Annotated in this window: 24 protein-coding genes; 9 read left to right on the top strand and 15 right to left on the bottom strand. The window is 65.8% G+C overall.

Annotation, left to right across the window (positions count from 1 at the left end; all coding sequences use genetic code 11):
• Positions 1 to 68: 68 nt before the first annotated feature.
• Both IY145_RS16560 and IY145_RS16555 read left to right on the top strand, forming a co-directional pair.
• Positions 69 to 2,354 (top strand): TonB-dependent receptor domain-containing protein, encoded by a 2,286-nt coding sequence (locus IY145_RS16560; RefSeq protein WP_196409220.1) that lies wholly within the window; start codon positions 69 to 71, stop codon positions 2,352 to 2,354.
• A gap of 111 nt (positions 2,355 to 2,465) precedes the next feature.
• Entirely contained in the window at positions 2,466 to 4,211 is a 1,746-nt protein-coding gene (locus IY145_RS16555; protein WP_246722070.1) for a SulP family inorganic anion transporter, read from the top strand.
• Here the strand turns inward: IY145_RS16555 and IY145_RS16550 are convergent.
• From IY145_RS16550 to sdhC, 8 genes are all read right to left on the bottom strand, one after another.
• Positions 4,186 to 5,220, bottom strand: a complete 1,035-nt coding sequence (locus tag IY145_RS16550) for an aspartate-semialdehyde dehydrogenase (RefSeq protein WP_196409219.1) — start codon at positions 5,218 to 5,220, stop codon at positions 4,186 to 4,188. The two genes, IY145_RS16555 and IY145_RS16550, sit on opposite strands and share 26 nt — an antisense overlap.
• Positions 5,221 to 5,379: 159 nt before the next feature.
• Positions 5,380 to 5,739: a hypothetical protein gene (locus tag IY145_RS16545; RefSeq protein ID WP_196409218.1), complete on the bottom strand. Its 360-nt coding sequence runs from the start codon at positions 5,737 to 5,739 to the stop codon at positions 5,380 to 5,382.
• Between the two features lie 122 nt (positions 5,740 to 5,861).
• Positions 5,862 to 6,644, bottom strand: coding sequence for a succinate dehydrogenase iron-sulfur subunit (locus IY145_RS16540; protein ID WP_196409217.1), 783 nt, complete (start codon positions 6,642 to 6,644; stop codon positions 5,862 to 5,864).
• A gap of 5 nt (positions 6,645 to 6,649) precedes the next feature.
• Complete coding sequence (locus IY145_RS16535; RefSeq protein WP_196409216.1) at positions 6,650 to 7,099, bottom strand: type II toxin-antitoxin system VapC family toxin; 450 nt, start codon at positions 7,097 to 7,099, stop codon at positions 6,650 to 6,652.
• Complete coding sequence (locus IY145_RS16530; RefSeq protein ID WP_196409215.1) at positions 7,093 to 7,326, bottom strand: FitA-like ribbon-helix-helix domain-containing protein; 234 nt, start codon at positions 7,324 to 7,326, stop codon at positions 7,093 to 7,095. The genes IY145_RS16535 and IY145_RS16530 overlap by 7 nt, the downstream gene beginning before the upstream one ends.
• 49 nt (positions 7,327 to 7,375) lie before the next feature.
• Positions 7,376 to 9,205 carry a succinate dehydrogenase flavoprotein subunit gene (sdhA, locus tag IY145_RS16525; protein ID WP_196409214.1) on the bottom strand — a complete coding sequence of 610 codons (1,830 nt, stop codon included), beginning with the start codon at positions 9,203 to 9,205 and terminating at the stop codon, positions 7,376 to 7,378.
• Between the two features lie 35 nt (positions 9,206 to 9,240).
• Positions 9,241 to 9,633: a succinate dehydrogenase, hydrophobic membrane anchor protein gene (sdhD, locus tag IY145_RS16520; protein ID WP_196409213.1), complete on the bottom strand. Its 393-nt coding sequence runs from the start codon at positions 9,631 to 9,633 to the stop codon at positions 9,241 to 9,243.
• Positions 9,634 to 9,702: 69 nt separating this feature from the next.
• Positions 9,703 to 10,116, bottom strand: a complete 414-nt coding sequence (gene sdhC / locus IY145_RS16515) for a succinate dehydrogenase, cytochrome b556 subunit (protein WP_196409212.1) — start codon at positions 10,114 to 10,116, stop codon at positions 9,703 to 9,705.
• A gap of 487 nt (positions 10,117 to 10,603) precedes the next feature.
• Between sdhC and IY145_RS16510 the strand changes: the two genes are divergently transcribed.
• Positions 10,604 to 11,323, top strand: a complete 720-nt coding sequence (locus tag IY145_RS16510) for a response regulator transcription factor (RefSeq protein ID WP_196409211.1) — start codon at positions 10,604 to 10,606, stop codon at positions 11,321 to 11,323.
• A gap of 99 nt (positions 11,324 to 11,422) precedes the next feature.
• Positions 11,423 to 12,568 carry an alanine racemase gene (gene alr, locus IY145_RS16505; RefSeq protein ID WP_196409210.1) on the top strand — a complete coding sequence of 382 codons (1,146 nt, stop codon included), beginning with the start codon at positions 11,423 to 11,425 and terminating at the stop codon, positions 12,566 to 12,568.
• A 3-nt stretch (positions 12,569 to 12,571) separates the two neighbouring features.
• Here alr and IY145_RS16500 read toward each other — a convergent pair whose 3' ends face one another.
• The 5 genes from IY145_RS16500 to IY145_RS16480 all read right to left on the bottom strand — a co-directional run bounded on the left by IY145_RS16500 (position 12,572) and on the right by IY145_RS16480 (position 16,878).
• A complete protein-coding gene (locus IY145_RS16500; RefSeq protein WP_196409209.1) occupies positions 12,572 to 13,228 on the bottom strand; it encodes a Maf-like protein in 657 nt (218 codons plus the stop codon).
• Positions 13,229 to 13,237: 9 nt separating this feature from the next.
• Entirely contained in the window at positions 13,238 to 13,456 is a 219-nt protein-coding gene (gene infA / locus IY145_RS16495) for a translation initiation factor IF-1 (protein ID WP_018266249.1), read from the bottom strand.
• A gap of 165 nt (positions 13,457 to 13,621) precedes the next feature.
• Positions 13,622 to 14,797 (bottom strand): AI-2E family transporter, encoded by a 1,176-nt coding sequence (locus IY145_RS16490; RefSeq protein ID WP_196409208.1) that lies wholly within the window; start codon positions 14,795 to 14,797, stop codon positions 13,622 to 13,624.
• A gap of 214 nt (positions 14,798 to 15,011) precedes the next feature.
• Positions 15,012 to 15,515: a GFA family protein gene (locus tag IY145_RS16485; RefSeq protein WP_196409207.1), complete on the bottom strand. Its 504-nt coding sequence runs from the start codon at positions 15,513 to 15,515 to the stop codon at positions 15,012 to 15,014.
• Positions 15,516 to 15,573: 58 nt separating this feature from the next.
• Positions 15,574 to 16,878, bottom strand: coding sequence for a TAXI family TRAP transporter solute-binding subunit (locus IY145_RS16480; protein ID WP_196409206.1), 1,305 nt, complete (start codon positions 16,876 to 16,878; stop codon positions 15,574 to 15,576).
• Between the two features lie 99 nt (positions 16,879 to 16,977).
• Between IY145_RS16480 and uvrC the strand changes: the two genes are divergently transcribed.
• The 4 genes from uvrC (at position 16,978) to IY145_RS16460 (ending at position 20,518) form a co-directional block, all read left to right on the top strand.
• Complete coding sequence (gene uvrC, locus IY145_RS16475; RefSeq protein ID WP_196409205.1) at positions 16,978 to 18,960, top strand: excinuclease ABC subunit UvrC; 1,983 nt, start codon at positions 16,978 to 16,980, stop codon at positions 18,958 to 18,960.
• 179 nt (positions 18,961 to 19,139) lie between these two features.
• Positions 19,140 to 19,760: a CDP-diacylglycerol--glycerol-3-phosphate 3-phosphatidyltransferase gene (gene pgsA / locus IY145_RS16470; protein ID WP_246722069.1), complete on the top strand. Its 621-nt coding sequence runs from the start codon at positions 19,140 to 19,142 to the stop codon at positions 19,758 to 19,760.
• Positions 19,757 to 20,008 carry a molybdopterin converting factor subunit 1 gene (gene moaD / locus IY145_RS16465; RefSeq protein ID WP_196409204.1) on the top strand — a complete coding sequence of 84 codons (252 nt, stop codon included), beginning with the start codon at positions 19,757 to 19,759 and terminating at the stop codon, positions 20,006 to 20,008. The genes pgsA and moaD overlap by 4 nt, the downstream gene beginning before the upstream one ends.
• A gap of 51 nt (positions 20,009 to 20,059) precedes the next feature.
• Complete coding sequence (locus tag IY145_RS16460; RefSeq protein WP_196409203.1) at positions 20,060 to 20,518, top strand: molybdenum cofactor biosynthesis protein MoaE; 459 nt, start codon at positions 20,060 to 20,062, stop codon at positions 20,516 to 20,518.
• Positions 20,519 to 20,574: 56 nt separating this feature from the next.
• On the opposite strand, the gene IY145_RS16455 is transcribed toward IY145_RS16460, so the two are convergent.
• Positions 20,575 to 21,780: a DUF3047 domain-containing protein gene (locus IY145_RS16455; protein ID WP_196409202.1), complete on the bottom strand. Its 1,206-nt coding sequence runs from the start codon at positions 21,778 to 21,780 to the stop codon at positions 20,575 to 20,577.
• Between the two features lie 140 nt (positions 21,781 to 21,920).
• Here IY145_RS16455 and IY145_RS16450 point away from each other — a divergent pair, with 140 nt between their 5' ends.
• Positions 21,921 to 22,937 carry an AraC family transcriptional regulator gene (locus IY145_RS16450; RefSeq protein ID WP_196409201.1) on the top strand — a complete coding sequence of 339 codons (1,017 nt, stop codon included), beginning with the start codon at positions 21,921 to 21,923 and terminating at the stop codon, positions 22,935 to 22,937.
• A 56-nt stretch (positions 22,938 to 22,993) separates the two neighbouring features.
• Here IY145_RS16450 and IY145_RS16445 read toward each other — a convergent pair whose 3' ends face one another.
• Positions 22,994 to 23,956: a transglycosylase SLT domain-containing protein gene (locus IY145_RS16445; RefSeq protein WP_246722068.1), complete on the bottom strand. Its 963-nt coding sequence runs from the start codon at positions 23,954 to 23,956 to the stop codon at positions 22,994 to 22,996.
• Between the last annotated feature and the right edge of the window lie 108 nt (positions 23,957 to 24,064).

Below are 24,064 nucleotides of genomic sequence, written 5' to 3'. Positions count from 1 at the left end.
AACCGCGCGGCCAAGCCGCGCCCCGCTTTCCGCTTCGAACGGCGCGACGCCGTCTCAGGAGACTTCCCATGTATCGCAGGTTTCTCTCGCGCGGCGTCGCCGCCAGCGCGCTTATTCTCGCCACCCCCGCCGCCTTCGCGCAATCGGCGCTGCCGCCGATCGATATCGGCGGCGACGCGCCCACGACGACGGCGTCGCGACAGAGCGGCTCGCTCACCGTTCCCTCGGTCGCGGAACAAAAGCGCCGCGTCGAGCAGACTGTCGGCTCGGTCGCCTTCGTGGACGCCGCCTCGCCGCAGATGCAGACGCGCCATATCGCCGATCTGCGCGACGCGCTGAAGGATGTGCCCGGCGTCTTCGTCGACACGCGCTATGGGCAGGAGCTGCGCCTCTCCATGCGCGGCTCCAATCTCACGCGCGATTACCATCTGCGCGGCTTCGAGCTGCTGCAGGATGGCATTCCGATGAACTATGCCGACGGCGGCGGCGACTTCTATCAGATCGACCCCAAATATTTCCGCTCGATCGAGGTCTATAAGGGCGGCAACGCGCTCGCCTACGGCTCCTCGACGTTAGGGGGCGCGATCAATTTCGTCTCGCCCACCGCGCATACGGCGCTCGCGCCCAATATTCTGGCTATCGACGGCGGCAGCTTCGGCTCCATCCGCGGCCAGGCGCAAGTCTCGCGCGTCATCGGCGACTTCGATTTCCTCGTCAACGGAACCTTCTCGCATTCGGATGGGTTCCGCACCCATTCGCAATCCGATTATGTGCAGATCAACGGCAATCTCGGCTATCGCTTCTCCAATAATATCGAGACGCGCTTCTATTTCGGCGTCTATGACACCAATCAGCAATTGCCCGGCACGCTGACGCTGAACAATGCGCGCACAAATCCGACGCTCGCGACTCTGCCCTATATCGCCGGCTTCGGCGCGGACGGCTTCGGTGCCGATCAGGCGCGCAATGTCCGCAACCAGCGCATCTCCAACAAGACGACATTCGAGACCGACATAGGCCGCATCGACGTCGACAGCTGGTTCGTTCACAATTACCTCTATCATCCGATCTTCGTCGTCATCGAGCAGGAAGGCGAGAGCTGGGGCTTCGCTCCGAAGCTCACGACGAAATTCGAGATCGCCGGCCATAGAAACGAGCTCACCGTGGGCGGGCGCGTGTGGGGCGGCGGCTCCACCGATAATTGGTATTCCAATTACAATGGCGCGAAATTCAATCCCTATGGCGCGATACCGGCGAATTTCGCCAATGCGGCTTTTTCCTTCCCGCCCTATTCCTTCAACGGCCTCGCGCAATTCGGCGCCGCGGGTTCCTGCTTCGGCTTCTGCGGAACCTTCATCAATCCCGGGCTGAGCGCGCAGATCCGCAACAACCGCATGGCGGCGCTCAATCTCGAGGCCTATTTCGAGGATCGCTTCTATATCGCGCCGCAGCTCGCTCTGATGTTCGGCGCGAAAATCTTCAGCGACGATCGGCGCTATTCCGTGCTCGGCGGCATTCCCTATGAGCCGCTCGCCAATCACACGGAAAAGAATTATCGCGGCATCGTTCCCAAGGTCGGGCTGATGTTCCAGCCGACGCCGGAGATTCAATTCTTCGCCGATATGACCGGCAGCCGCGACGTTCCCGATTTCATCGATCTGACGCAGGGCTTTTTCCCGCCGACGCCGGGCGCCTCCTTCACGCCGCTCGCTTCGCAAAAGGCCTGGACCGGCGAGATCGGCTCGCGCGGCAAATGGGATCGCTTCTCCTGGGATGTGACTTTCTATCACACCGAGCTGCAGGACGAATTGCTGAAGTTCAACGCCAATCCCGGCGCCGGCGTGCCGGCGACGACCTTCAACGCCAAGCGCACCATGCATCAGGGCGTCGAATTCGCCGGCAGCGTCGATTTGTGGCGAGACATCACGGCGCCGGGCGCGGACGATCTCTTGAAGCTCACGCAAGTGTGGACCTGGAGCGACTTCCGCTTCGTCGGCGACGCCAATTACGGAAACAATCCGCTCGCTGGAATTCCGCGCCATGTGCTGCGCACGACGCTCGCCTATAGCCGGCCGGACGGGCTCTATCTCGCGCCGTCGATCGACTGGGTTCCGGAGGGCTCCTATGTCGATTACATGCACACACTGCAGACGCCGGGCTATGTGCTGATCGGCATGCAGGCCGGCATGAAGCTGCCTTACGGGCTGACCTTCTATGTCGACGCGCGCAATCTCGCCGATCGGCGTTACATCAGCGATGTGACGACGGTGATCGACGCGCGGGCGTCGAATCCGGCGGCCTTCTATCCAGGCTATGGCCGCGCGGTCTATGCCGGCATGAAATGGGCGTTTTGAATCTCGATGCGCGAAGCGATCCGTCGGGATCGCTTCGTCGCGACGCTCACGCCATTCCATTTCGAACGCCGCGCCCTAGATGAGAAGTAGCCCGATTTGGGATCACTCCTCATGCCGCAGCAACGCTCCTGGCCATTCTTCCCTTCGCTGCCGCAAGCCATGCTGCGCTACGACCTCGCCGCCGGGCTGACGCTGGCGGCCATCGCCATACCGGAGCAAATGGCCACGGCGCGGCTCGCAGGCTTTCCGCCGCAGATCGGCTTTTTCGCCTTTCTCGCGGGCTCGCTCGCCTTCGCCGCCTTCGGCTCCAATCGCTTTCTCTCCTCCGGCGCGGATTCGACGATCGCTCCGATCTTCGCCGGCGCGCTCGCCCTGTTGGCGACGCGCGGCTCGCCGCAATTCATGGCGCTCGCCTCCTTTCTCGCGCTGCTCGTCGGCGGCATACTCATTCTCGGCTTTCTGCTGCGCGCCGGATGGGTCGCCGATCTCCTCTCCGTTCCGGTGACGACCGGCTTTCTCGCCGGCATATCGATTCACATTCTGATCTCGCAGCTTCCCGCGCTGCTCGGCCTACCCAGCGTCGAAGGCAGCGAATTCTATCGCGTCGCCGAAATGGCGAAGCATTGGCGCGAGGCCGATCCAGCCGCCATCGCCATCGGCCTCGGTTCGCTCGCGACCATCATCATCGGGGAGAAGATCAGCCCCAAGCTGCCGGGCGCGCTGATCGCGCTCGTTGGCGCAGCCTTCGCCGTCCGCTATTTTCATCTCGAGGATCACGGCGTCGCCGTGCTCGGCAAGGTCTCGACGGAGTTTCCGCATCCGCGCTTTCCCGAGATCGCGCCCGCCGATATTCCGCAAATCGTCGGTCTCGCCATCATCATCGCCATGGTGATCATGGTGCAGACGGCGGCGACCTCGCGCTCCTTTCCCAATGAGGAAGACCGCGCGCCGGATGTCGATCGCGATTATTTCGGCGTCGGCGCCGGCTGTCTGCTGGCTGGGCTCGTCGGCGCTTTCGCCGTCGACGCCTCGCCGCCGCGCACGGCGATCGTTTCGGCGACCGGCGGGCGCTCGCAGCTCTCCTCCATCGTCGCCGCGCTGGTCATCGCGGCTCTGCTGCTGTTCGGCGCCGCGCTGCTCGAGCATGTGCCCAACGCCGCGCTCGCCGGGGTGCTGCTGTTCATCGCTGCGCGCATCTTCCGCCTGCAAGTGATGCGCGACATTTATTCAAAAACGCGCGGCGAATTCGCGCTGGTGGCGCTGACCATGGCCGCCGTCGTCGCGCTGCCCGTGCAGACCGGCGTGTCGCTCTCCATTCTGGCGTCGCTGCTGCATGGCGTATGGACGACGACGCGCGCGCGCCTCATCACTTTCGCGCGCGTGCCGGGAAGCTCGGTGTGGTGGCCCAGCTCGCCCGTCGGGGACGAGCCTTGCGGCGAGCGATTGGAAGGCGTGCTGGTCGCGGCCTTTCAAGCGCCGCTGTCTTTTCTCAACGCCTATGGTTTCCAGAGCGATTTGCGCGAGGCGATCGAGGCGGAAAAGCCGACGCTCGTCGTGCTGGAGGCGAGCAATATCGTCGAGATCGATTACACGGCGGCGCGCATATTGCGGCAGGCGATCGAGGATTGCCGCGCTGCGGGCGCGGACTTCGCCATAGCGCGGCTCGAATCCGTGCGCGCGCGTGAGGCGCTGACGCGTTTCGGCGTGATGAGCACGCTCGGCGAAGGGCGGCTCTTCCACAGCGTCGACGAGGCGACGCGGTCGCTCGCGCCCGCCGCCGTCGCCTCGAAGATTGCGGTTCCCACTCTCGTCCCGCGCAGGAGCCGCGCGTTCACGCCGCCTTCTGCTTCGGCGTGATGAGCTTGCGATTGGCCAGCACTTCGGCGATCTGCACCGCGTTCAGCGCCGCGCCTTTGCGCAGATTGTCGGAGACGCACCACAGAACCAGACCGTTCTCGACAGTCGGATCGTCGCGAATACGCGAAACATAGGTCGCGTCCTCGCCCGCCGCTTCATGCGGCGTAATGTAGCCGCCGGGCTCGAGCTTGTCGATGACGAGCACGCCCGGCGCCGCGCGCAGAATGTCGCGCGCCTCGTCGGGCGACAATGGATTCTCGAACTCGATGTTGATCGCCTCGCTATGGCCGATGAACACCGGCACGCGCACGCAAGTGGCGACGAGCTTGATCTTCGGGTCCAGAATCTTCTTCGTCTCCACCACCATCTTCCACTCTTCCTTGGTGAAGCCGTCCTCCATGAAGACGTCGATCTGCGGAATGAGGTTGAAGGCGATGCGCTTGGGGAATTTCTTCGATTCCATCGGATCGGAGACGAAGACCGAGCGCGTCTGCGAGAACAGCTCGTCCATGCCCTCCTTGCCGGCGCCCGAGACCGATTGATAGGTCGAGACGACGACGCGCTTGATCTTGGCGGCGTCATGCAAGGGCTTCAGCGCCACGACGAGCTGCGCCGTCGAGCAATTGGGATTGGCGATGATGTGCTTCTTGCGGAAGCCGGCCGCCGCATCGGCGTTGACCTCCGGCACGACGAGCGGAACATCCGGGTCCATGCGCCAAGCGGAGCTGTTGTCGATGACGACGCAGCCCTGCGCGCCGATGCGCGGAGCCCATTCGCGCGCGACGTCGCCGCCGGCCGACATCAGGCAGATGTCCGTGTCGGAGAAGTCGTAAGTGTCGAGATGGCGGCATTTGAGGATCTTGTCGCCGAAGGACACTTCCGTCCCGATGGAGCGCGACGAGGCGAGCGCGACGACTTCCGAGACCGGAAAGCGGCGCTCCGCCAGAATGTCGAGCATTTCGCGGCCCACATTGCCCGTGGCGCCCGCGACGGCGACCTTGTAACCCATGGTTGCGAACTCCTTTTCGGCCCGCTTATGACGGCGGGCGCGCCTTTTGTCGAGACGGGAGAATCGAACAGGCGAAGCAATCCCGCGGGCCGAAGGCGGCCCGGAGACGGCTTCGCATCTGGTTCGCGAACGAGCCCGACTCCGCGCCGGGGCTCGACATCAGAAGGGCATTCCGACCGCCATATTGCCGCCCGAGCCCATGCTCACCGGCGCGCGGCCGCCGAAACGCGGCGTCTCGTCGTCCTTCTTTTCCTTTTTGGGCGGAGACTTGCCCGGCGACCAGCCCTCGAGCTCGCCGAATTGGCGGTTCTCGGCCTTGGCCGGCGGCTTGCCGGGCGCGGCAGCCTGGCCGGCCGTGGCCTGCTGCTGTTTGTTTTTCTTCGGCTTCGCCTTGGCGGCTCCGGCGGCGGACATGTCCAGCCGGCTCGGGTCGAGCGTATCCTCCGCTCCCGCGGAGAGCGGAAGCGCAGACGAAAAGGCGAAAATAGCGGCGACCAGAAGAAGCGGGCGCAATCGCATGGCGGCTACTCCTCAAGCATCGGGCTCCAAAATGCCCCCACGCCGGGAAAAAGACAAGTTCCGGCGAATCTGCGGCGAAGACTGTGAGACAAACCCGGCGCCATTGCGGCGCCGGCTCCGCTTCACTCGCCCGTCGTTTGCGCGATCGCCAGATTTTTGAGCTCGGCGATGGCCGTGCCGGGCAGCAGGCTCTTCGGACAGGCGTTGGAGCAGTTCAGAATCGTATGGCAGCGATAGAGGCGGAAAGCGTCGTCGACATAGGCGACGCGCTCGGCTGTCGCCTCGTCGCGGCTGTCCACCACCCAGCGATAGGCCTGCAACAGCGCGGCCGGGCCCAGGAATCGATCCCGATTCCACCAATAGCTCGGGCAGGATGTGGAGCAGCAGGCGCAGAGAATGCACTCATAGAGCCCATCCAGCTTGCGGCGATCGTCGGGCGCCTGCAGCCATTCCTTCTGAGGCTCCGGCGTCACCGTCTGCAGCCAGGGCTCGATCGCGGCGTGCTGGGCGTAGAAATCGGCGAGGTCCGGGACGAGATCTTTCACCACCGGCATATGCGGCAGCGGATAGAGCTTTATCGCGCCCTCGATCTCGTCCATGCCCTTGGTGCAGGCGAGCGTGTTGAGCCCGTCGATATTCATGGCGCAGGAGCCGCAAATGCCCTCGCGGCAGGAGCGGCGGAAGGTCAGCGTCGGATCGATATTGTTCTTGATCCAGATGATCGCGTCGAGAACCATGGGCCCGCAATCGTCGAGATCGACGAAATACGTGTCTATACGCGGATTGGACGCCTCATCCGGATCGAAGCGATAGATGCGGAACTCCTTGAGCCTCGCGCTCTCGGGGCTAGGCCAGACCTTGCCCTCGACAGGGCGGGAGGATTTGGGAAGGACGAATTCGACCATTGTCTTCAGCTCGCGATCTCGCCGCGCGGCCCTCGCGGTTTCCACTCCGCGAGGAGGACGATGCGGCTCTTGTGCCCGTTTGCGACGGCCTTTTCCAGAAATTTGCGATCGTCCGTCACCAATCTCGCGTCGTTCATAGCCGCGCAGGCGAGATAGACGCAATCAGGAAAGGGGTGACCGAGGTCGAGGGCTATGTCGAACGCGGCGCGCAAAGTGGCGCTGGAAGGGACAAGCAGAGAAAAGCTGCGCGGGAGGTCTTCCAATGCTTCGAGCGCTTGCTCGCGCGTCGCGGTTCCTTCCGAGACCTTTCGCCGGAGCGCATTTGCGACCTCGGTGAGAATCAAATCCGGCGCAGCGAGCAGGTCATTGGCCGCCGCCAGAATCTCACGCGCTTGCATGTGCTGAGCTTCGGCGACATACCATTTTACCGCGACACTCGCGTCGATGATCACCACTGATCGCGCGCCTCCCGGATGAGAGCTGTGCTGTCGCTCTGGGCCACGCCTTTCGGCGTCATAGAGGCGATGCGGTCGATGGCTGCGAGACGCGCCACGCGATCCGCAACCACCGTCTCGAGAATTGCAGCCGCCTCCTCTTCGACGCTGCGATGATGCAGCGCCGCCAGTTCCTCGATACGGGCGATTGCTTCCGCGCTGATGGTTCGGATGGTGATCGCGTTCATGCCGCTCCCTCTCGATCCCGAACGAATTGCCCCCGCCCCGAGGCGCCCCTCAATACACCCGCGCTTTCGGCTCTATATAAGCCACCTCATTCGACAGCGTGTAGCTATGCACCGGCCGGTAGTCGATCGCCACGCTCTTGCCCGCCTCGTCGATCGTCGAGAGCGTGTGCTTCATCCAATCGGCGTCGTCGCGGTTCGGAAAATCCTCGCGGGCGTGAGCGCCGCGGGATTCGGTGCGGTTCTTCGCCGAATCCATCGTCACCACCGCCTGCACGATGAGATTGTCATATTCCAGCGTCTCGACGAGATCGGAGTTCCAGATCAGCGAGCGGTCCGAAACCTTGACGTCGTCGCTCTTCTTCCACACCGCATGGATCGCCTGCGATCCTTCCTCCAGCACCTCGCCGGCGCGATAGACGGCGCAATGCGATTGCATCACGCGCTGCATCTCGAGCCGCAGATCGGCGGTCGCGATCGAGCCCGCGGCGAAGCGGCGCGCATCGAGGCGTGACAGAGCGAGCTCGGCGGAATCGGCAGGAAGCTCCGGCTGCGCCTGACCGGGCTTCACCAGTTCGGCGGCGCGCTGGCCGGCGGCCCGGCCGAAGACCACGAGGTCGACGAGCGAATTGGAGCCGAGGCGATTGGCGCCATGCACGGAGACGCAAGCGGCCTCGCCGATCGCCATCAGGCCCGGCACCACCACATCCGGGTTGTCGCCGATGCGGCGCAGCGCCTCGCCGTGAAAATTCGTCGGTATGCCGCCCATGTTGTAATGCACGGTCGGCAGCACCGGAATGGGCTCGCGCGTCACATCGACGCCGGCGAAAATCTTCGCGCTCTCGGAAATGCCCGGCAGGCGCTCGTGCAGGATCGCAGGGTCCAAATGCTCGAGATGCAGATGGATGTGATCCTTCGATTTGCCGACGCCGCGGCCCTCGCGAATTTCCACCGTCATCGCGCGCGAGACCATGTCGCGCGGCGCGAGATCCTTCACCGAAGGCGCATAGCGCTCCATGAAGCGCTCGCCCTCGCTATTGGTGAGATATCCACCCTCGCCGCGCGCGCCCTCGGTGATGAGACAGCCCGCGCCATAAATGCCGGTCGGATGGAATTGCACGAATTCCATATCCTGCAACGGCAGGCCGGCGCGCAGCGCCATGCCGCCGCCGTCGCCCGTGCAAGTATGCGCCGACGTCGCGGAGAGATAGGTGCGGCCATAGCCGCCCGTCGCCAGCACGGTGAGCGCGGCGCGGAAACGATGGATCGTGCCGTCATCGAGCTTCAGACACACGACGCCGCGCACGGCGCCTTCCGCATCGACGATGAGATCGATGGCGAAATATTCGACGAAGAACTCCGTGTCGTGACGCAGCGCCTGGCCATAGAGCGTATGCAGCATCGCATGGCCGGTGCGGTCGGCGGCGGCGCAAGTGCGCTGCGCCGGCGGGCCTCTGCCGTAATCCGTCGTCATTCCGCCGAAGGGCCGCTGATAGATGCGTCCATCCTCGGTGCGCGAGAAGGGCACGCCCCAATGCTCGAGCTCATAGACGGCTTGCGGGGCGTTGCGGCACAGATATTCGATCGCGTCCTGGTCTCCGAGCCAGTCGGAGCCCTTGACCGTGTCGTACATGTGCCATTTCCAATCGTCCGGCCCCATATTGGCCAGCGCCGCGGCCACGCCGCCCTGCGCTGCGACAGTATGCGAACGCGTCGGAAATACTTTTGTGATGCAGGCGGCTTTCAATCCCGCCTTGGCGCAGCCGACGACGGCGCGCAATCCCGCGCCGCCAGCGCCGACGACGACGACGTCGAATGTATGATCGACGATCGGATAGGCCCTGCCCCCGATATTCACCGTCGTCTTGCCGTTCGCAGCCATTCCAAATCCTCGTCGAAAGAGCGCCCGAGCCGCTGTCAGCGCGGCGCGGCGATGAGCATGATGGCGAGCGTCCAGACCGCCGCGATCGCGATCACCAGCCATTTGTTGATGAGCAGCGCCGTCGCTTTGAGCGATTTGTCGTGAACGTAATCCTCGATGATATTCTCCACGCCGAGCCGCGCATGATAGGCGACGACGACGATGAAGGCGATGAGCGCAATCGCCGGCAACGGCCGGCCGATCTCGGCGCGCGCGGCCTCATAAGATTTGCCGACCAAGCCGACGATATGCCAAATCGCGATCAGCGCCAGCGGGGCGAGCGCTCTGGCGCTGTGGCGCATGGCCAGCGCATGCAGCGAGCCCGAGCGGTCGGAGACGAAGGCGTCTCCCTTGCCGCTGCGGCCGCTCTGGAACGTCGAGCTCGACATATCCGTTTCTCCATTGACCTTGTTCGACAGGACCGCTCGTCGAGGAGCGTGCGAGATGGCGGCGACCGGCTAGCCCAAGAGCGAGGATGCGATCCACAACAGCGCCGTCAACGCCAATCCGCCGCCCAATGTCGCCTTGGCGAGCAGCTCGCGGCCCTCGCGATCGAGATAGAGGCCGCGGTCCCATATCGCATGACGCACGCCGCCGAGCAGATGATGAAACAGCGCCCAGCTGAACAGCAGCACGAAGACGCGGCCAATGAGGGAATCCACGATCCAGGACACGGCGCCGAAGGCGGACGGCCCGAGCGCGAGCCCCAGCAGATAGAGCGCCAGCAGAAGCGCGCCCACATAGAGCGCCGCTCCGGTGATGCGATGCGCGATCGACATCGCCATCGTGAAGATCGGCTTGTAGATCGAAAGATGAGGGGAGAGCGGCCGCGCGGCGGCGAGGCTCTCGCTCACGGGATCGGCGTCGGCCATGATGTTTTCTCTCCGCTCCAGGCTCGGCTGGACTGATAGTTCAATCGCGGCGCGGCTGCAACACGCGTTCCAGACTATAGCCGCAGCCGTCGTCGCGGCGCGGCCGCCGTCTCGTATCGCGGCGATAGGACGCATGACTTACGTAACGCGTCGAAGCTCCCGGCGCAATCAATGGGCCGATGCGTAGGATTCGAGTCGAAAAACATGGCGTGCGCGTTACGATCTGTTAACATGCGGCCACCGACGTTGCCCGGGACCAGCCGGCGCATCGTCGTTCGGAGCCGGCTTTTTCTCCACCGGCTGCGGACGCGTAGAATAGCGTGAGCGTCGAGGTCGGTCTGCGTCTTCATAGCGAGTCCATGTCGTGTCGGTTCTCGGAGTAGCGTCGTTTTCGTCGTAACGTCGGACCGTCGACTATTTTGTCGGCGGCGGGAGTTCGCTGGTCTCGTCCAATGACTTTTTCGTCAACTCATCTCGCGAGCGATCTATGAATTACAGTGAAACCATCCATATCTTGAACGTCGACCCCATCATTCGTTCGTCTTTGACGAGCGCGCTGGACAAGGCGGACTACCATCTCCGCCTCCATGACGACGCAGGACGCTTCTTCGAAGCCGTCGAGACCGACAGCCGCGGCTGCGTCATCATCTATGTCGACATGCCCGAGATGATCGGGATCGAATTGCTCAGAGACGCCAAGGCGCGGCGGATCGAATTGCCGATCATCGTCATGACCGCGCAGGCCAATGTTCGGGGCGCGATACAGGTGATGAAGGAAGGGGCGTTCGATCTGCTCGAGCTGCCCGTCAATGAGGCGAAGCTGCTCGCCTCGGTGCAGCAGGCGCTGACCCGCCGCATCGACCACCGGGCCTATCGGGGCCGCGCGCGGACCACTCCCGGCCGGCTCGCGACGCTCACCAACCGCGAGAACGACGTGCTGGCCGGCCTCGTCGAGGGCAAGCTCAACAAGGTCATCGCCCATGAGCTCGGCATCAGCGCCCGCACGGTCGAGACGCACCGCTCCCACATCATGACCAAGATGCGGGTCAAGAGCGTCGCGGACCTCGTTCGCATCTCGCTCGGCGCGCCGCGGCCCGATCCGACCGTCCGGCTCGGAACCCCGACTCCGCGCCCCGACTCCGCCGCTCGGCTGGGAACGCCGAGCCCACGGCAGCTCGTCGAGCCGGGCGCCGCGCCCCGCCGCTGACCGATCGACGCTCTGATCGGCAAAATTAATGACGTCGGAGCATGGCGCATGCGATTGGCCATGCGAACGCCATGCTCCGGCGCTAGAATATATTTCGTCATGAGATTCGACCGATCGGCCCGAGCGCCCGTGAACGAGACCGCCCCCGCCGAGGCGCGCGCGAGGACGACTCTCACCATTGATCTTTCCGCCCTCGTCGCCAATTGGCGGCAACTCGCCGCGCATGCGAGCGCGAGCGAATGCGCGGCCGTCGTCAAGGCCGACGCCTATGGCCTGGGCGCCGAACCCGCCGTGCGGGCGCTGGCCGCCGCCGGCTGCCGCACGTTTTTCGTCGCCGCCGCGGGGGAAGGCGAGCGCATTCGCGCCGTCGCTCCGCGCGCCATCGTTTATGTGCTGGAGGGCCTGCCGAGCGGCGGCGCCCGCACGCTCGCGGCCGCGCGCCTGCGGCCGGTTCTCGCCTCGCTCGAAGAAATTCGCGAATGGGCGGCTTTCGGCCGCTCCATCGGCCGCCGTCTCCCGGCCGCGCTGCAATTCGACACCGGCATGAATCGGCTGGGACTTTCGCTGCGCGACGCCGCGGCCGCGGCCGTGGCGGCGCAGGATGTCGACCTCACTCTGGCGATGAGCCATTTCGTCTGCGCGCAATGGGACGACGATCCGCGCAACGCAAGGCAGATCGCCGCTTTCGAGGAGGCGCGGCGCGCCTTCCCCGGCGTGCCGGCGTCCTTGTGCAATTCCTCGGGAATTTTCCTCGCGCAGAAGCCGCATTACGATCTGCTGCGGCCCGGCTACGCCCTCTATGGCGGCAATCCGACGCCCGGCTCGCCCAATCCGATGCGGAGCGTGGCGCGGCTCGAGGCCCCCATCCTCGCGACGCGCTGGATCGAGGCGGGCGAGAGCGTCGGCTATGACGGCGTGTGGACGGCGGCGCGGCCGACCCGGCTGGCGACGCTCGGCCTCGGCTATGGGGACGGATTTCCGGCCGCGGTCGCCGGCTCCGGCCGCCCCGCCCCGGAGGCGATCCTCGCCGGACGGCGCTGCCCGATCGTCGGGCGCGTGTCGATGGATTTCGTCATGCTGGATATCACCGACATCCGAGAGGACGCGGTCTATCGCGGCCAGACGGCGGAGCTCCTGGGCGAGACGATCGGCGTCGACGAGCTGGCGGAGCGCTGCGGGACGATCGGCTATGAGATATTGACTCGGCTCGGCCGCCGCTATGAGCGCGTCTATATCGGCGGATGAGCCTCACGCCCGCTCGAACCAAGGCGTCAGCACCGGATAGCCCTCGCCGGCGAGCAGCGAGGCCGTCTCATAGAGCGGCAGCCCGACGACAGCCGAATAAGAGCCGATGAGCCGCACCACGAAAGCGCCCGCAAGCCCCTGAATCGCATAGCCGCCGGCCTTGCCGCGCCATTCGCCGGAAGCGAGATAGGCGTCGATCTCGGTCGAGGAGAGGCGCTTGAAGCGCAAGCGCGATTCGACGAGGCGGCGACGCTCGGCCCCGCGCGGGGTGATCAGCGTGACGCCGGTAAAAACCCGGTGCTGACGGCCCGAGAGCAGGCGCAGGCAATCCTCGGCCTGCTCTATGTCCTCGCATTTGGGCAGGATTCGCCGTCCCACCGCCACCACAGTGTCGGCGGCCAGCACGAAGCTGCCCTCGAGCTGGGGCTGATAGGCCCTGATCTTGATGGCGGCGGCGGCCTTCTCGCCGGCGAGGCGCTGGGCGAGACTGCGCGGCAGCTCGTTGCGCTGCGGAGTCTCGTCTATGTCGGTCGGCAGCAGAGCGTCGGCGTCGAGGCCGATCTGCTGGAGCAGCTCGAGCCTGCGGGGCGAGGCCGAGGCCAGCACCAGCTTGGGCCGCGTATCGGTCGGGTGAGACGTCAAGACGATCGGCTCCGCCATAAATCGAAATTATTTGAAACGATAGGTAATCCGCCCTTTGGTGAGGTCATAGGGCGTCATCTCCACGAGAACCTTGTCCCCGGTGAGCACGCGGATGCGGTTTTTACGCATCTTTCCGGCCGTATGGGCGATGATCTCGTGCTCGTTCTCGAGCTTGACCCGAAACATCGCGCTGGGCAGCAGCTCGGTGACGACTCCGGGAAACTCCAACAGTTCTTCCTTGGCCATGTGGTTCCTTCTTCAGAGGCCGTTGCGGGCCTCGTATAGCGAAAGGCCCGCTTACGAAGCGGGCGCTCATCAATATGGGATCGAAGCCGAGACGCGCAAATCCGCGCCGGACCCTAATCGAGTACGGCCGATTTGTGAACCGGGGCTTTCGCTCTCCGGCGCGCTTCAGCGCTCCGGCGCGTGAGCGACCGGGCCGGTCGCCGCCGGCGGCTCGATCGCGCACGGCTCGGCGACGGCGGCGGCCTGCGCCGTCGGGACGAGTCGGCCCCCGACACTCTCCCCCGCCCAGGCGCTCAAGAGCTCCCAGGCGACGGCGAGCACCACCGGGCCGACGAAGAGGCCGATGATTCCATGCACCAGCACGCCGCCGATGACGCCGACGATGATGACCAGCAGCGGCGTCGTGAGCCCGCGCGCGATGACGATGGGCTTCAGCACATTGTCGACCAGCGTCACCGTCAACATGCAGCAGGTGAGGAGAAAGGCCGGCAGCGTGTTCATCTCGGTCCAGGCCCAGAGGATCGAGGGCACCACGACGAGCAGCGGCCCGATCTGGACGATCGCCAGCACCAATATGCACAGCGTCAGCAGGCTCGCGCCGGGCGCGCCGGCGAGCTGCAGGCCGAGGCCGCCGATCGCCGCCTGCAGCAGCGACACGCCGATGACGCCGCGCGAGACGGTGCGGATCGTCGAGCCCGAGAGCTCCACGAAATGCTCGGCGCGCTTCGAATCGATGCGCGTCACCGCGCTCTTGATGGCGCGCACCAGCGCCGGGCCGGGCGCGAACAAAAATCCGGCGATGATCACCGATATCAGGAATTTGAAGACGCCGGCGCCGGCGTTCTTCGTCGCGTCGAGCGCGATTTCGCCATAGGGCTTGAGCTGCGGCAGCGCCTGCTCCAGCGCGCTGCGCAGATTGGTGGAGGCGAGCTCCCAGAAATCATAGGCCGACTGGCCGATGAAGGGCCAGGAGCGCAGCGCCTCGGGCGGCGGCGGCACCCAGACGCCGCCGGCGTCGATGCGATCGGCCAGCGTGCGCAGGCCGTCGACGACGCCGAGGCCGAGCCAGGTCGCCGGCCCGATGACGAAGAGCAGGCCGATAAAAGTGATGACCGCGGCCGCCAGCCGCCGTCTTCCGCCGAGCCAGGCCGCCGTCCATTCGAATATGGGATAGAGCGCCACGGCGAGAATGGCGCTCCAGGTCACGATGGTGACGAAGGGCCTCACCAGCAGGAAGGACCAATAGGCGAGCGCGCCGAGCGCGCCCAGCCGAACGATCAAATCGATGAGTGTCGCATTCAACCGCCTGCGGCCGGACGCTTCGCGATGGTCCTCGATCACCCGAGTTTTCCCCGATCTTTTGTCGCGCCTCGGCTGCCGACGCGCCTCCCCCGCGACAACATAGCGCGGATCGGGAATGGTTTCACGCCCGCGGCCGCGCCTGCGTCATTCCCTAGAGCGCTATCCGATCCAATCGGATCGGATAGCGCTCTAGCTTTCTTTCGTTGGAGCGAATTCTGATCGATCGAACGATTCCGTTCGATCGGAAAGCGCTCTAGCGCCCGAAGGCCATGGCGAGCCGCGTCGCGATCAGCCGGCCGATGAGCCGCAGCGGAAAGCCGCGATAGCTCGGCGCGTCCTGCGGCAGCGGCAAATCCGAACGGCGGCGCTCGATCTTCGTTCGCATCTCGATCGGGGGGAGATCGCCTTCATATCTCAGCCGATAGGTCGAGACCCAGAAGCCGGGATCGAATTTCAGGAACATGCCCGTATTGCAGCAGGAGGCGACGACCCTGCGGGTGGGTGAATCCGGCTTCAGCCTATGATCCTCGAGCGCCTCCTCGCCCGCGAGGCAGCGAAAGCGGTCGTCGCGAAAGGTGAGATAGGGTGTGCCGCCATCCGCATCGCGCAGGCGGTGCGCGTAGGGAAGCGCCTCGATCCGGCGGCCGCCCTCCTGACAATCCGAGCAATAACAAACGGCGCTGACGATGGGCTCGCCGAGCGCCTCGCAGCGCACGCGCCCGCAGGCGCAGGAAAAAACACGGGAGGGCGATGGCATGCGCGAAATCCTCTGCATGAAACGAAGCGACCGCATTCTACAGCCGGCGGAGCAGAGGTCACCCCGCCCGTAAACCGTCCTTCCTGTGCTCGATCGAGCGCCGCGCATGGTCGATGGCGAGCGAGGACACCGGATATTGATCCGCCCCCGCCTCGCCCTCGGCCAGCTTGTTCACGCAATCGGCGACGATCTCGCGGAACTCCTTCTCTATTCGCTCGAGGCCCGCGCCATCGGCCGCGAGCGCCTCGTCGGCGAGGCTCAGCAGGCGGAAGACGCGGTTCTGATCCTCGACGAGGCGGCGATTGTTCCACAGGCCGATCAGCACCGCGACGAGCGAGCCCAGAAGGCTCAGCGGAATGCCGATGATGTAGAAATATTGCTGGAGCGAATCGAAAAAGCTCTGGTCGCCGCTCGCGAGATAGGCGGCGACGCCGGGATGGACAGGGAGCAGCGGGTTCTGGGCGTCGAGATCGGGCGCCTCGATCTGCGCGCCGCCGGGCGAGAGGGCGGCGAGCTTGGCCTTGGTCTTGAAGATGGAGCGGCCGACCGCCCCGGCGACGACATTCAGCATCGAAAAAGGCGCGACCAGCCGATAAGTGATGGCGAGGCCCTTCACCGTATCGTCCGGGACCGGCGGATGCGCCTTGAAGGCGCCGTCGGGAATATCGACCGATTCGAAGCCGGGAAAGCGCTTCACGATCGCGTCGGCCTGATCCATCGGCAGGAGCGAGGGCGCACCCTTCATGGCCTTGGCGATCGTCGCGACGACATCGACCGCCTGCCCCGGCCCGATCGGCCCGACCGCCAGCGCCGCCGCCGCGCGGCCCGAGCGCAACGCTCCTCCAATCTCGCCGAGCGGCAGGACGAGGCGCTTCACGCTCGCTGCGGGAACGTCGAAATAGGCGAGAATTTGATCCAGCGCCCGCTGATTTTCCACCTGCAGCGGGCCGGCGGGAATGGCGATGGTCTTACGGGCGAGCCCGGCGGCGTCCTTGATCGGCGAGCCATGCGGCAGGACGATCGCCACCACGTCGCGGCGCAGAATGGCGATGGTCTGGCCATTGGCGGGCGGCGAGACATCGGTACGCACGACGGCGAGATTGACTTTTCGGTCCTCGAGCGCCTTGGCGCTGGCCTCGAGATCGGCGACGGGAACCTCCTCTATGCGGAGAAAAGGATGCGTCCCGGAGACGACATGAATAAAGGTCGAGATCGCGCGCTGGGCGGGCGACATGGCGGGGCCGGTGGTGATGCGCAGCGTCGCCCGCGGCGACAGGAGATAGAACAATGACAAAGCCGCCGCGAGAGCGAACAGCAGAACCGCGACCCAGAAGATCGCGCGCGGCGCATGGCCTTTGGGCATGAGGGCTCCTCCGTCAGGAGGAAATAGGCCTCGGCGCGCCAGAGCCCACGGCCATGCGCGCTCTTCCCATTCGCGCGCGCCGGGCATAAATCTCGCCGCATGAGCGATACGCCCGATCTCCCCGAAACCCTCGACCCGGACGAGGACCGCGACGAGGATATTGCGGAAGAGGCCGAAGGCGCCGCCGCGCCCGAGCTCGCCAAGGACACGCCCGAGAGCGTCAAGCGCGGCGTCGGCGTCATCAAATCCTATTGGAAGAACGCGCCCAACGGGCCGGGCGTCTATCGCATGATCGCCGAGAATGGCGAGGTGCTGTACGTCGGCAAGGCCAAGAACGTCCGCAAGCGCATAGCGAGCTACACGCGCCTCGCCGGCCATGTGAATCGCATCGCGCGCATGATCTCGGCGACCGCCTCGATGATGTTCATCTCGGTCGAGACCGAGACCGAGGCTCTGCTGCTCGAGACCAATCTCATCAAGCAGATGAAGCCGCGCTTCAACGTGCTGATGCGCGACGACAAGAGCTTCCCGTATATTCTCATCGCGCGCGATCACGATGCGCCGCAGATCACCAAGCATCGCGGCGCGCGGGCGCGCAAAGGCGATTATTTCGGTCCCTTCGCCAACGCCGGAGCGGTGGGGCGCGCGCTCAATGCGCTGCAACGCGCGTTTCTGCTGCGCTCCTGCACCGATTCTTTTTACGAGAACCGCACGCGGCCTTGCCTGCTCTATCAGATCAAGCGCTGCGCCGGCCCCTGCACCGGCGAAATCTCGATCGAGGACTATTCCGTGCTGGTGCAGGAGGCGCATGACTTCCTCACCGGCAAGAGCCGCTCCGTGCGCGAGCAGCTCGCCACCGAGATGACCGCGGCGGCGGAGCGGCTCGAATTCGAGCGCGCCGCGCGGCTGCGCGACCGCATATCGGCGCTGTCGCTGATCCAGGGAACGCAGGGCGTCAATCCGCACAGCGTCGAGGAGGCCGATGTCTTCGCCATCGCCAAGGAGGCCGGACGCTTCTGCATCGAGGCGTTTTTCTTTCGCGCCTATCAGAATTGGGGCGATCGCGCCTATTTCCCGCGCGCCGATCAGAGCCTGACGGAAGAAGAAGTGCTCGGCTCCTTCCTCGCGCAATTCTATGGCGAGCATCCGCCGGCGCCTTTGGTGCTGCTCTCCCATGCGATCGAAGATCGCGAGCTGCTGGCGCAGGCTCTGTCGGACAAGCTCGGCCGCAAGGTGGAGATCGCGACGCCGCAGCGCGGCGAGAAGCGCGAGCTGGTCGAGCATGCGCAGACCAACGCCAAGCAGACGCTGACGCGCAAGCTCACCGAGGACGCGAGCCAGGAGAGGCTGCTGATCGCGCTCGGCGAGATGTTCGGCATGGAAAAGCCGCCGCGCCGCGTCGAGGTCTATGACAATTCCCATACGGGCGGCCAGCAGGCCATCGGCGCGATGATCGTCGCCGGCCCCACGGGCTTCATGAAGACGCATTATCGCACCTTCAACATAAAGAGCGCCGAGATCACGCCGGGCGACGATTACGCCATGATGCGCGAGGTGCTGGCGCGCCGCTTCGCCCGCATAACGAAAGACGCCGAAAAGCCGGAGGAGGAGGCGCAAGACGCCTTTCCGTCCAAGCCCGACCTCGTACTCATCGACGGCGGCCGCGGACAATTCGACGCCGCGCGCGCCGTGGCGGCGGAGATCGGCCTCGAGGGCGTGACCATCGCCTCCATCGCCAAGGGCGTCGACCGCAACGCCGGCCGCGAGATGTTCTTCGTCGAGGGACGCGAGCCCTTCCGCCTGCCGCCGCATGATCCGGCGCTCTATTTCGTCCAGCGACTGCGCGACGAGGCGCATCGCTTCGCCATCGGCACGCATCGGGCCCGGCGTAAGAAGGAGTTCGCCAAAAACCCGCTGGACGAGATCGCCGGCGTCGGCCCGGCCCGCAAGCGGGCGCTGCTGCTCGCCTTCGGCACCGCCAAGGCGGTGGCGGGCGCCGCCCTCTGCGACCTCGAGAATGTGCCGGGCGTGAACAAAGCGACGGCCCGGCTCGTCTTCGATCATTTCCAGCGCGGCGGCTGATTCGCGCCGACGGCTAAAATTTGTGCGCGGCCCGGCGACGGCCCCGCCGACCCGCACAATCTGCGAAAACGCCGGATTTGCCGAAGTTTCCCGCTGCGGCGCGGCGAATCGAGCGGGCGCGCGAGGTCGCGGCGCCGGCTCGGAGTCCGTCTCTTCTATTGACAAGGGTGGCGCCGGCCATGTTCCTTCCGGGCATGACATCGACGGCTATTCCGCCGCGCCGCGGGCGCGCGCTCTCCCTGCCCAATATTCTGACCTATGGCCGGCTCGTCGCCGTCCCGGTCGTCGCGGGCCTTCTGCAATGGCCAGAAGAGCATTGGATGCGCTGGACCGCGCTCGGCGTGTTCACGGCCGCCGGCATCACCGATTTCTTCGACGGCTATCTCGCCCGCGCCTGGGCGCAGCAGTCGACGCTCGGCGCCATGCTCGACCCCATCGCCGACAAGCTACTGGTCGCCGCCACTCTGCTGATGGTCGTCGCCGATCAGACGATCTCCGGCCTGACGATCTGGGCGGCGCTCATCATCCTCTGCCGCGAGATGCTCGTCTCGGGCCTGCGCGAATATCTCGCCGAGCTGAAAGTGCCGCTGCCGGTCAGCGCCATCGCCAAATGGAAGACGACGCTGCAGCTCTTTGCGCTCGGCTTCTTCATCGCCGGCCCGGCCGGCGAGCTGGTGCTGCCGGGCACGGTGAACATCGGCAGCGTGCTGCTGTGGATCGCCGCGCTGCTGACGCTCTACACCGGCTATGACTATATGAGAGCGGGCTGGGCGCATTTCGGAACGGACGAAGCGCGATGAAGGCCCTTTATTTCGCCTGGGTGCGCGAGCGAATCGGCCGCGCCGAGGAGGATATCTCCCCTCCCCCGGAAATCGCGACCGTCGGCGAGCTCATCGCCTGGCTGAAGGCGCGGGACGAGACCTACGCCTACGCCTTCGAGAACGCCGCCGTCATTCGCGCGGCGCTCGACAAGGCCCATGTACGCCATGAAGCGCCGATCGCGGGAGCGCGGGAGATCGCCTTTTTTCCGCCGATGACCGGAGGGTGAGATCGTGAGTGCGTCGGGAAATCGCGCTACTCTTCGCTCACCATTGCTCACATGCTCCCCACCATCCGCATCCAATCCGACCCCTTCGACCCGGCCCATGAGGCCGCGCTGATCGAGAGCAGCCGCCGCGACATAGGCGCGATCGTCACCTTCACGGGTCTCTGCCGAGACGAAGACGGGGCGCTATCGGCGCTGGAGCTCGAGCATTATCCGGGCATGGCCGAGGCGGAGATCGCCCGCGTCGCCGACGAGGCGCTGACGCGCTGGCCGCTGCAGGCGCTCACCATCATTCATCGCCATGGGCGCATTCTGCCCAGCGAAAGAATCGTGCTCGTCGTCACCGCGGCGCGCCATCGCGGCGAGGCCTTCGCCGCGGCGGAGTTTCTGATGGATTACCTCAAAACCCGCGCCCCCTTCTGGAAGAAGGAGCATCGCGCCGACGGCGGCGTCGGCGACTGGGTCGAGGCCAAGGCCAAGGACGACGCCGCCGCCGAGCGCTGGAGCAAGTGACGAGAGTTCGACGCGGCTCCAACGCCGAACCGGCGTCCACTTCGGCTGGAAACGCTCTATAGCTTCGTCACCGCCCCATCCGCCGTCGCGACGCGAATATCGGCATAGCGGCAGGCGCCGCGGCGGCGCTGGAAGGGCGTGACCGCCAGCAGCCAAATATGGCTGATCGCCTTGGCCGGCCCGCCGATATGGGCGGCGTAATCGGCGGCGACGTCGCGCTCGAGCTCGCGCCACTGCCCAAGGCCCGCGGCGCCCGAATCGACGACCATATGAGTCTCGACCGCGCTCCAGCCGGCGAGCGGACAGCGGAAGACTTTTCCGGTCGGCAGGCCGGCGCTCCAGAAATAAGTGAGGTCTTGCCCGTCCTCGAATTTCACGCCGATCGAGAGATAGTCGTGGAAAGGCGGCGCATCCTCCGCTCTCGCCGAAGGAAGCTGATCGATCTTCCAACGCCAGCCGAGCTTGGGACGCGTGGCGAAAGAAAGCGGCAGCGGACGCTCGATGATGGAGGCGCTCGCGGCGCTCTCGCAGACGATCTCGCCATTCGCCTCGCGGCCGAAGATCTCGGCGCCGCCGCCGAGGCTGAAGAGATTGTTCCAGCCCTCGGGCAATTTGCGTCCGCGTTTCAGCCGGGCGATCTCCGCCGCTATGAGCCCGCCGACGTCGCCATGCGCGGCGAGGCTCGAAAGGCCCGCAGCCGCGTCGCCCTTCCACAGCAGCGCGACGCCGACGATCTCGACCTCCTGCTTGCGATACTCCGCCTCGGGCGTCCACAGGCTTCCGTCTTCGTCCGAGAATTGCGCCGCGGAACGAGCGATCTCGAGCGGGCCGTCATGGGCCGCGGTCATCGTGCCCGTATCGACGCCAGGGCTGTACATCGGCCGTTTGCCGCGCGTGCGCGCATGGAGGACGAGGCCGGGCGCGAACCAGAGGTCGTAAGGCCGAGCGATCCACATGCGTCCGGCGACGAGAAAGCTGACCTGCTGGCCCTTCGCCGCCGCGAGTCCGAGATCGATCCAGGGCAGATCGGCGCCGCCGATCGTAAACAGCCGATATCCCGCGAGCTCGGGAGAGCGCGAGCGCGCGATCAGCTCCTCGACGCTGCGTTTGAAATCCGCCGGCGCCGGCCCGCTCTGCGCGGCGGCGCCGCCCGGCGCGACCGAGGCGACAAAGGGCAGAGCGGCGCCGATCGCGCCGGCCCGCAACATCTCGCGCCGCGACAGCCCCGCGCCGGGCGAAAGTCCGAGACAATAAAGGCACATATGAAGACCCTCCCTGAACTCGGGCAAACTCCCCGATGGATCGGCGTTCTTGAGCCGAGACCTCGATGCTATCGTCCGCGCCGAAGCGCCGCTTGCCAGGACATGCCGAAATCGCTCCAACATGGCGCGCGCGAGGGCAGATGCGACAGACCGGCTACACACGCGCCAGCACGCTCGGGCCGATCGCCGAGGTCGTCACCGCGACCGGCGGCTCGATCGAGCGGGTGTTTCGCCGCGCCGAGCTGCCCATCGGCCTCATGGAATCACCGGACACTCTGTTGCCGCTGCGCGATCATTGCCGCCTGCTCGCGGCCTCGGCGCGCGAGCTCGCAGACGAGGCCTTCGCCGCCCGTCTCGGCCGGAAGACGACGATCGCCGGCCTCGGCGTTTATGGAAAATGGGTCACCCAGGCGCCGACGCTGCTCGAAGCCATTCATCGCGCGGGGGCGAGCCTGCCGAACATGCTGCAGAGCGCGACGCGGCTGATCCTGCGACGACGAGACGAGGAGGTCGTCTGGTCCTATGAGCTCGGCGACCCGGCCAAGGAGGGACGGCCGCAGAACGAAATGCTGGCGATCTGGTATATGATCGCCATCGTGCGGCATTTCGCCGGCGCGCGCTGGCTGCCCAGCCGCGTGATGCTCGGCGGGCTTCCGGCGAGCGCGCGACGCTCGATCGGCGAGCAGATGGGCGCCGACACTGTGCTCTGCGACGGACCAGGCTCGATCGTCTTCGATCAGCGCCTGCTGATGACGGTCAATCCGCGTCTTTTCGAGCGGGACGGACTCGACGCCGACGAGATCGCCCGCATCTTCGACATACCGGCCCCGGATGATCTTCCCGGCAATATCGGCGTGCTCATCGAGCTCGAGCTGCTCGGCGGCCGCCCCACGCTCGACGACATCGTGCGGCGGGCGGGACTCTCCAAACGCACGCTCCAGCGCCGGCTCGCCGATCTCGGGCTGAGCTACGCCGATCTTTTACGCGACACGCTCCAGCGCCGCGCGATCTTTCTGCTGCGCCAGAAGGAGCGCTCGATCACCGAGATCGCGGCGATGCTCGGCTATCGCGATCCCGCGCATTTCAGCCGCGCCTTCGAGAAATGGGCCGGCGTCGCCCCCAGCCGCTGGCGCGAATCGGCGAGAGCGGGCGAATAGCCACGGACGAAAAAGGCGGCCCGCAGGCCGCCTTTCTCATTTCCATCGCGAGAGGCTCATTCCGTATAGGCGAGCGCCTCGATCGGCAATTGCCGCTCGACGCCTCTGTAGCGGCTCGAGCGCTGACCCATCATCGTCTCGAAGGCCTGATGCACCTCGCCGACCGATTTCGGCTTCATCTTGCGGCCCTCGCGGGCGAAGAAGATCGGCTTATTGGCGCGGGCGGGCCTGGGCAGGAGTTTGGCCGCCGGCGAATTCGGCGCCTCCTCCACTTTCGCCATGAAGCGCGCGGCGTCGTCCGGCCCCAGGAAATGGATGAGATAGGTCTCGCCCGCCGTCAGCGGCCGGCCGAGGCGCTCGGCGATGCGCTCGCCGTCATGCTTCAGCATCTCGGCCGCGAACACCGCGGAGAGATAAGGGTCGTTGCGCATGGCGAGGATTTCGGAGCGCTTCTGCGGCGCGACGCGATAGTCGCCGCCGATCGCCTGCGCCGCGGCCTCCTGGCCATGACTGCGGCCGAACATCCGCACGGCCTTGAACCAGGTCGAATCGATGAACTGGAACAGCCCGCTCGCCGAAGAGGTGCTGGCCTTGGCCTTGGGCGCGAAGCTCGACTCCTTGTCGGCGATGGCCATCAGCAGGGCCGGATCGGAGCCCGTGGTGCGGGCCGCCTGCACGACATGCTCGACAATGGCGCGGGCGACGCGCACCGGGCCGAATTGCAGCACCGCCGGCGCCGCGCCGGAAAGGCTCGTCTGCGCCTCGTTGGCGGCGTCGACGGAGCCGGACCAGGCCTTCACCGCCTCGCCGATCGCCTCGGCCGCATCGGCGTCGAGCGGCTGATCCGTGAGGCCGCGATTCGTCAAGAAGAACAATGGCGGAGGCGCCCGGCGCGCCTGCGCGCCGGCGCGCGAAGCCTCCGACAGTCTGAACCGGCCCCAGCCGTCCGGCAAAGACAGCAGCGCGGCCACCAGAGCGAAGGCCAGGGCCGTCGCTATGGCGAATGCGCGTAGGAGCATGTGAACGGATCCGTCGGGCCCCGCGAGGGGCCGGTCCGCGTCTGCGCGGTTGAGCACGGGCAGAAAGCGCGACCATTTCGGCGCCGACGCTTCGCCGCGAACGGCAGG

The organism is Methylosinus sp. H3A (genome assembly GCF_015709455.1).
In the GTDB taxonomy this organism is placed as follows: Bacteria; Pseudomonadota; Alphaproteobacteria; order Rhizobiales; family Beijerinckiaceae; genus Methylosinus.
Note: the sequence above shows the minus strand (reverse complement) of the source record. Positions and strands in the feature narration are given on the sequence as shown.

What these genes read in the sequence shown, in the direction of transcription:
- pgsA (WP_246722069.1), top strand. Translation starts at nt 19,140, where the DNA reads ATGTTCCTTCCGGGCATGACATCGACGGCTATTCCGCCGCGCCGCGGG.
- IY145_RS16540 (WP_196409217.1), bottom strand. Translation starts at nt 6,644, where the DNA reads ATGGTCGAATTCGTCCTTCCCAAATCCTCCCGCCCTGTCGAGGGCAAG.
- IY145_RS16445 (WP_246722068.1), bottom strand. Translation starts at nt 23,956, where the DNA reads ATGCTCCTACGCGCATTCGCCATAGCGACGGCCCTGGCCTTCGCTCTG.
- sdhD (WP_196409213.1), bottom strand. Translation starts at nt 9,633, where the DNA reads ATGTCGAGCTCGACGTTCCAGAGCGGCCGCAGCGGCAAGGGAGACGCC.
- IY145_RS16545 (WP_196409218.1), bottom strand. Translation starts at nt 5,739, where the DNA reads ATGCGATTGCGCCCGCTTCTTCTGGTCGCCGCTATTTTCGCCTTTTCG.
- IY145_RS16560 (WP_196409220.1), top strand. Translation starts at nt 69, where the DNA reads ATGTATCGCAGGTTTCTCTCGCGCGGCGTCGCCGCCAGCGCGCTTATT.
- sdhA (WP_196409214.1), bottom strand. Translation starts at nt 9,205, where the DNA reads ATGGCTGCGAACGGCAAGACGACGGTGAATATCGGGGGCAGGGCCTAT.
- uvrC (WP_196409205.1), top strand. Translation starts at nt 16,978, where the DNA reads ATGAGCGATACGCCCGATCTCCCCGAAACCCTCGACCCGGACGAGGAC.
- moaD (WP_196409204.1), top strand. Translation starts at nt 19,757, where the DNA reads ATGAAGGCCCTTTATTTCGCCTGGGTGCGCGAGCGAATCGGCCGCGCC.
- IY145_RS16460 (WP_196409203.1), top strand. Translation starts at nt 20,060, where the DNA reads ATGCTCCCCACCATCCGCATCCAATCCGACCCCTTCGACCCGGCCCAT.
- infA (WP_018266249.1), bottom strand. Translation starts at nt 13,456, where the DNA reads ATGGCCAAGGAAGAACTGTTGGAGTTTCCCGGAGTCGTCACCGAGCTG.
- IY145_RS16485 (WP_196409207.1), bottom strand. Translation starts at nt 15,515, where the DNA reads ATGCCATCGCCCTCCCGTGTTTTTTCCTGCGCCTGCGGGCGCGTGCGC.
- IY145_RS16480 (WP_196409206.1), bottom strand. Translation starts at nt 16,878, where the DNA reads ATGCCCAAAGGCCATGCGCCGCGCGCGATCTTCTGGGTCGCGGTTCTG.
- alr (WP_196409210.1), top strand. Translation starts at nt 11,423, where the DNA reads ATGAGATTCGACCGATCGGCCCGAGCGCCCGTGAACGAGACCGCCCCC.
- IY145_RS16455 (WP_196409202.1), bottom strand. Translation starts at nt 21,780, where the DNA reads ATGTGCCTTTATTGTCTCGGACTTTCGCCCGGCGCGGGGCTGTCGCGG.
- sdhC (WP_196409212.1), bottom strand. Translation starts at nt 10,116, where the DNA reads ATGGCCGACGCCGATCCCGTGAGCGAGAGCCTCGCCGCCGCGCGGCCG.
- IY145_RS16500 (WP_196409209.1), bottom strand. Translation starts at nt 13,228, where the DNA reads ATGGCGGAGCCGATCGTCTTGACGTCTCACCCGACCGATACGCGGCCC.
- IY145_RS16555 (WP_246722070.1), top strand. Translation starts at nt 2,466, where the DNA reads ATGCCGCAGCAACGCTCCTGGCCATTCTTCCCTTCGCTGCCGCAAGCC.
- IY145_RS16450 (WP_196409201.1), top strand. Translation starts at nt 21,921, where the DNA reads ATGCGACAGACCGGCTACACACGCGCCAGCACGCTCGGGCCGATCGCC.
- IY145_RS16550 (WP_196409219.1), bottom strand. Translation starts at nt 5,220, where the DNA reads ATGGGTTACAAGGTCGCCGTCGCGGGCGCCACGGGCAATGTGGGCCGC.
- IY145_RS16530 (WP_196409215.1), bottom strand. Translation starts at nt 7,326, where the DNA reads ATGAACGCGATCACCATCCGAACCATCAGCGCGGAAGCAATCGCCCGT.
- IY145_RS16510 (WP_196409211.1), top strand. Translation starts at nt 10,604, where the DNA reads ATGAATTACAGTGAAACCATCCATATCTTGAACGTCGACCCCATCATT.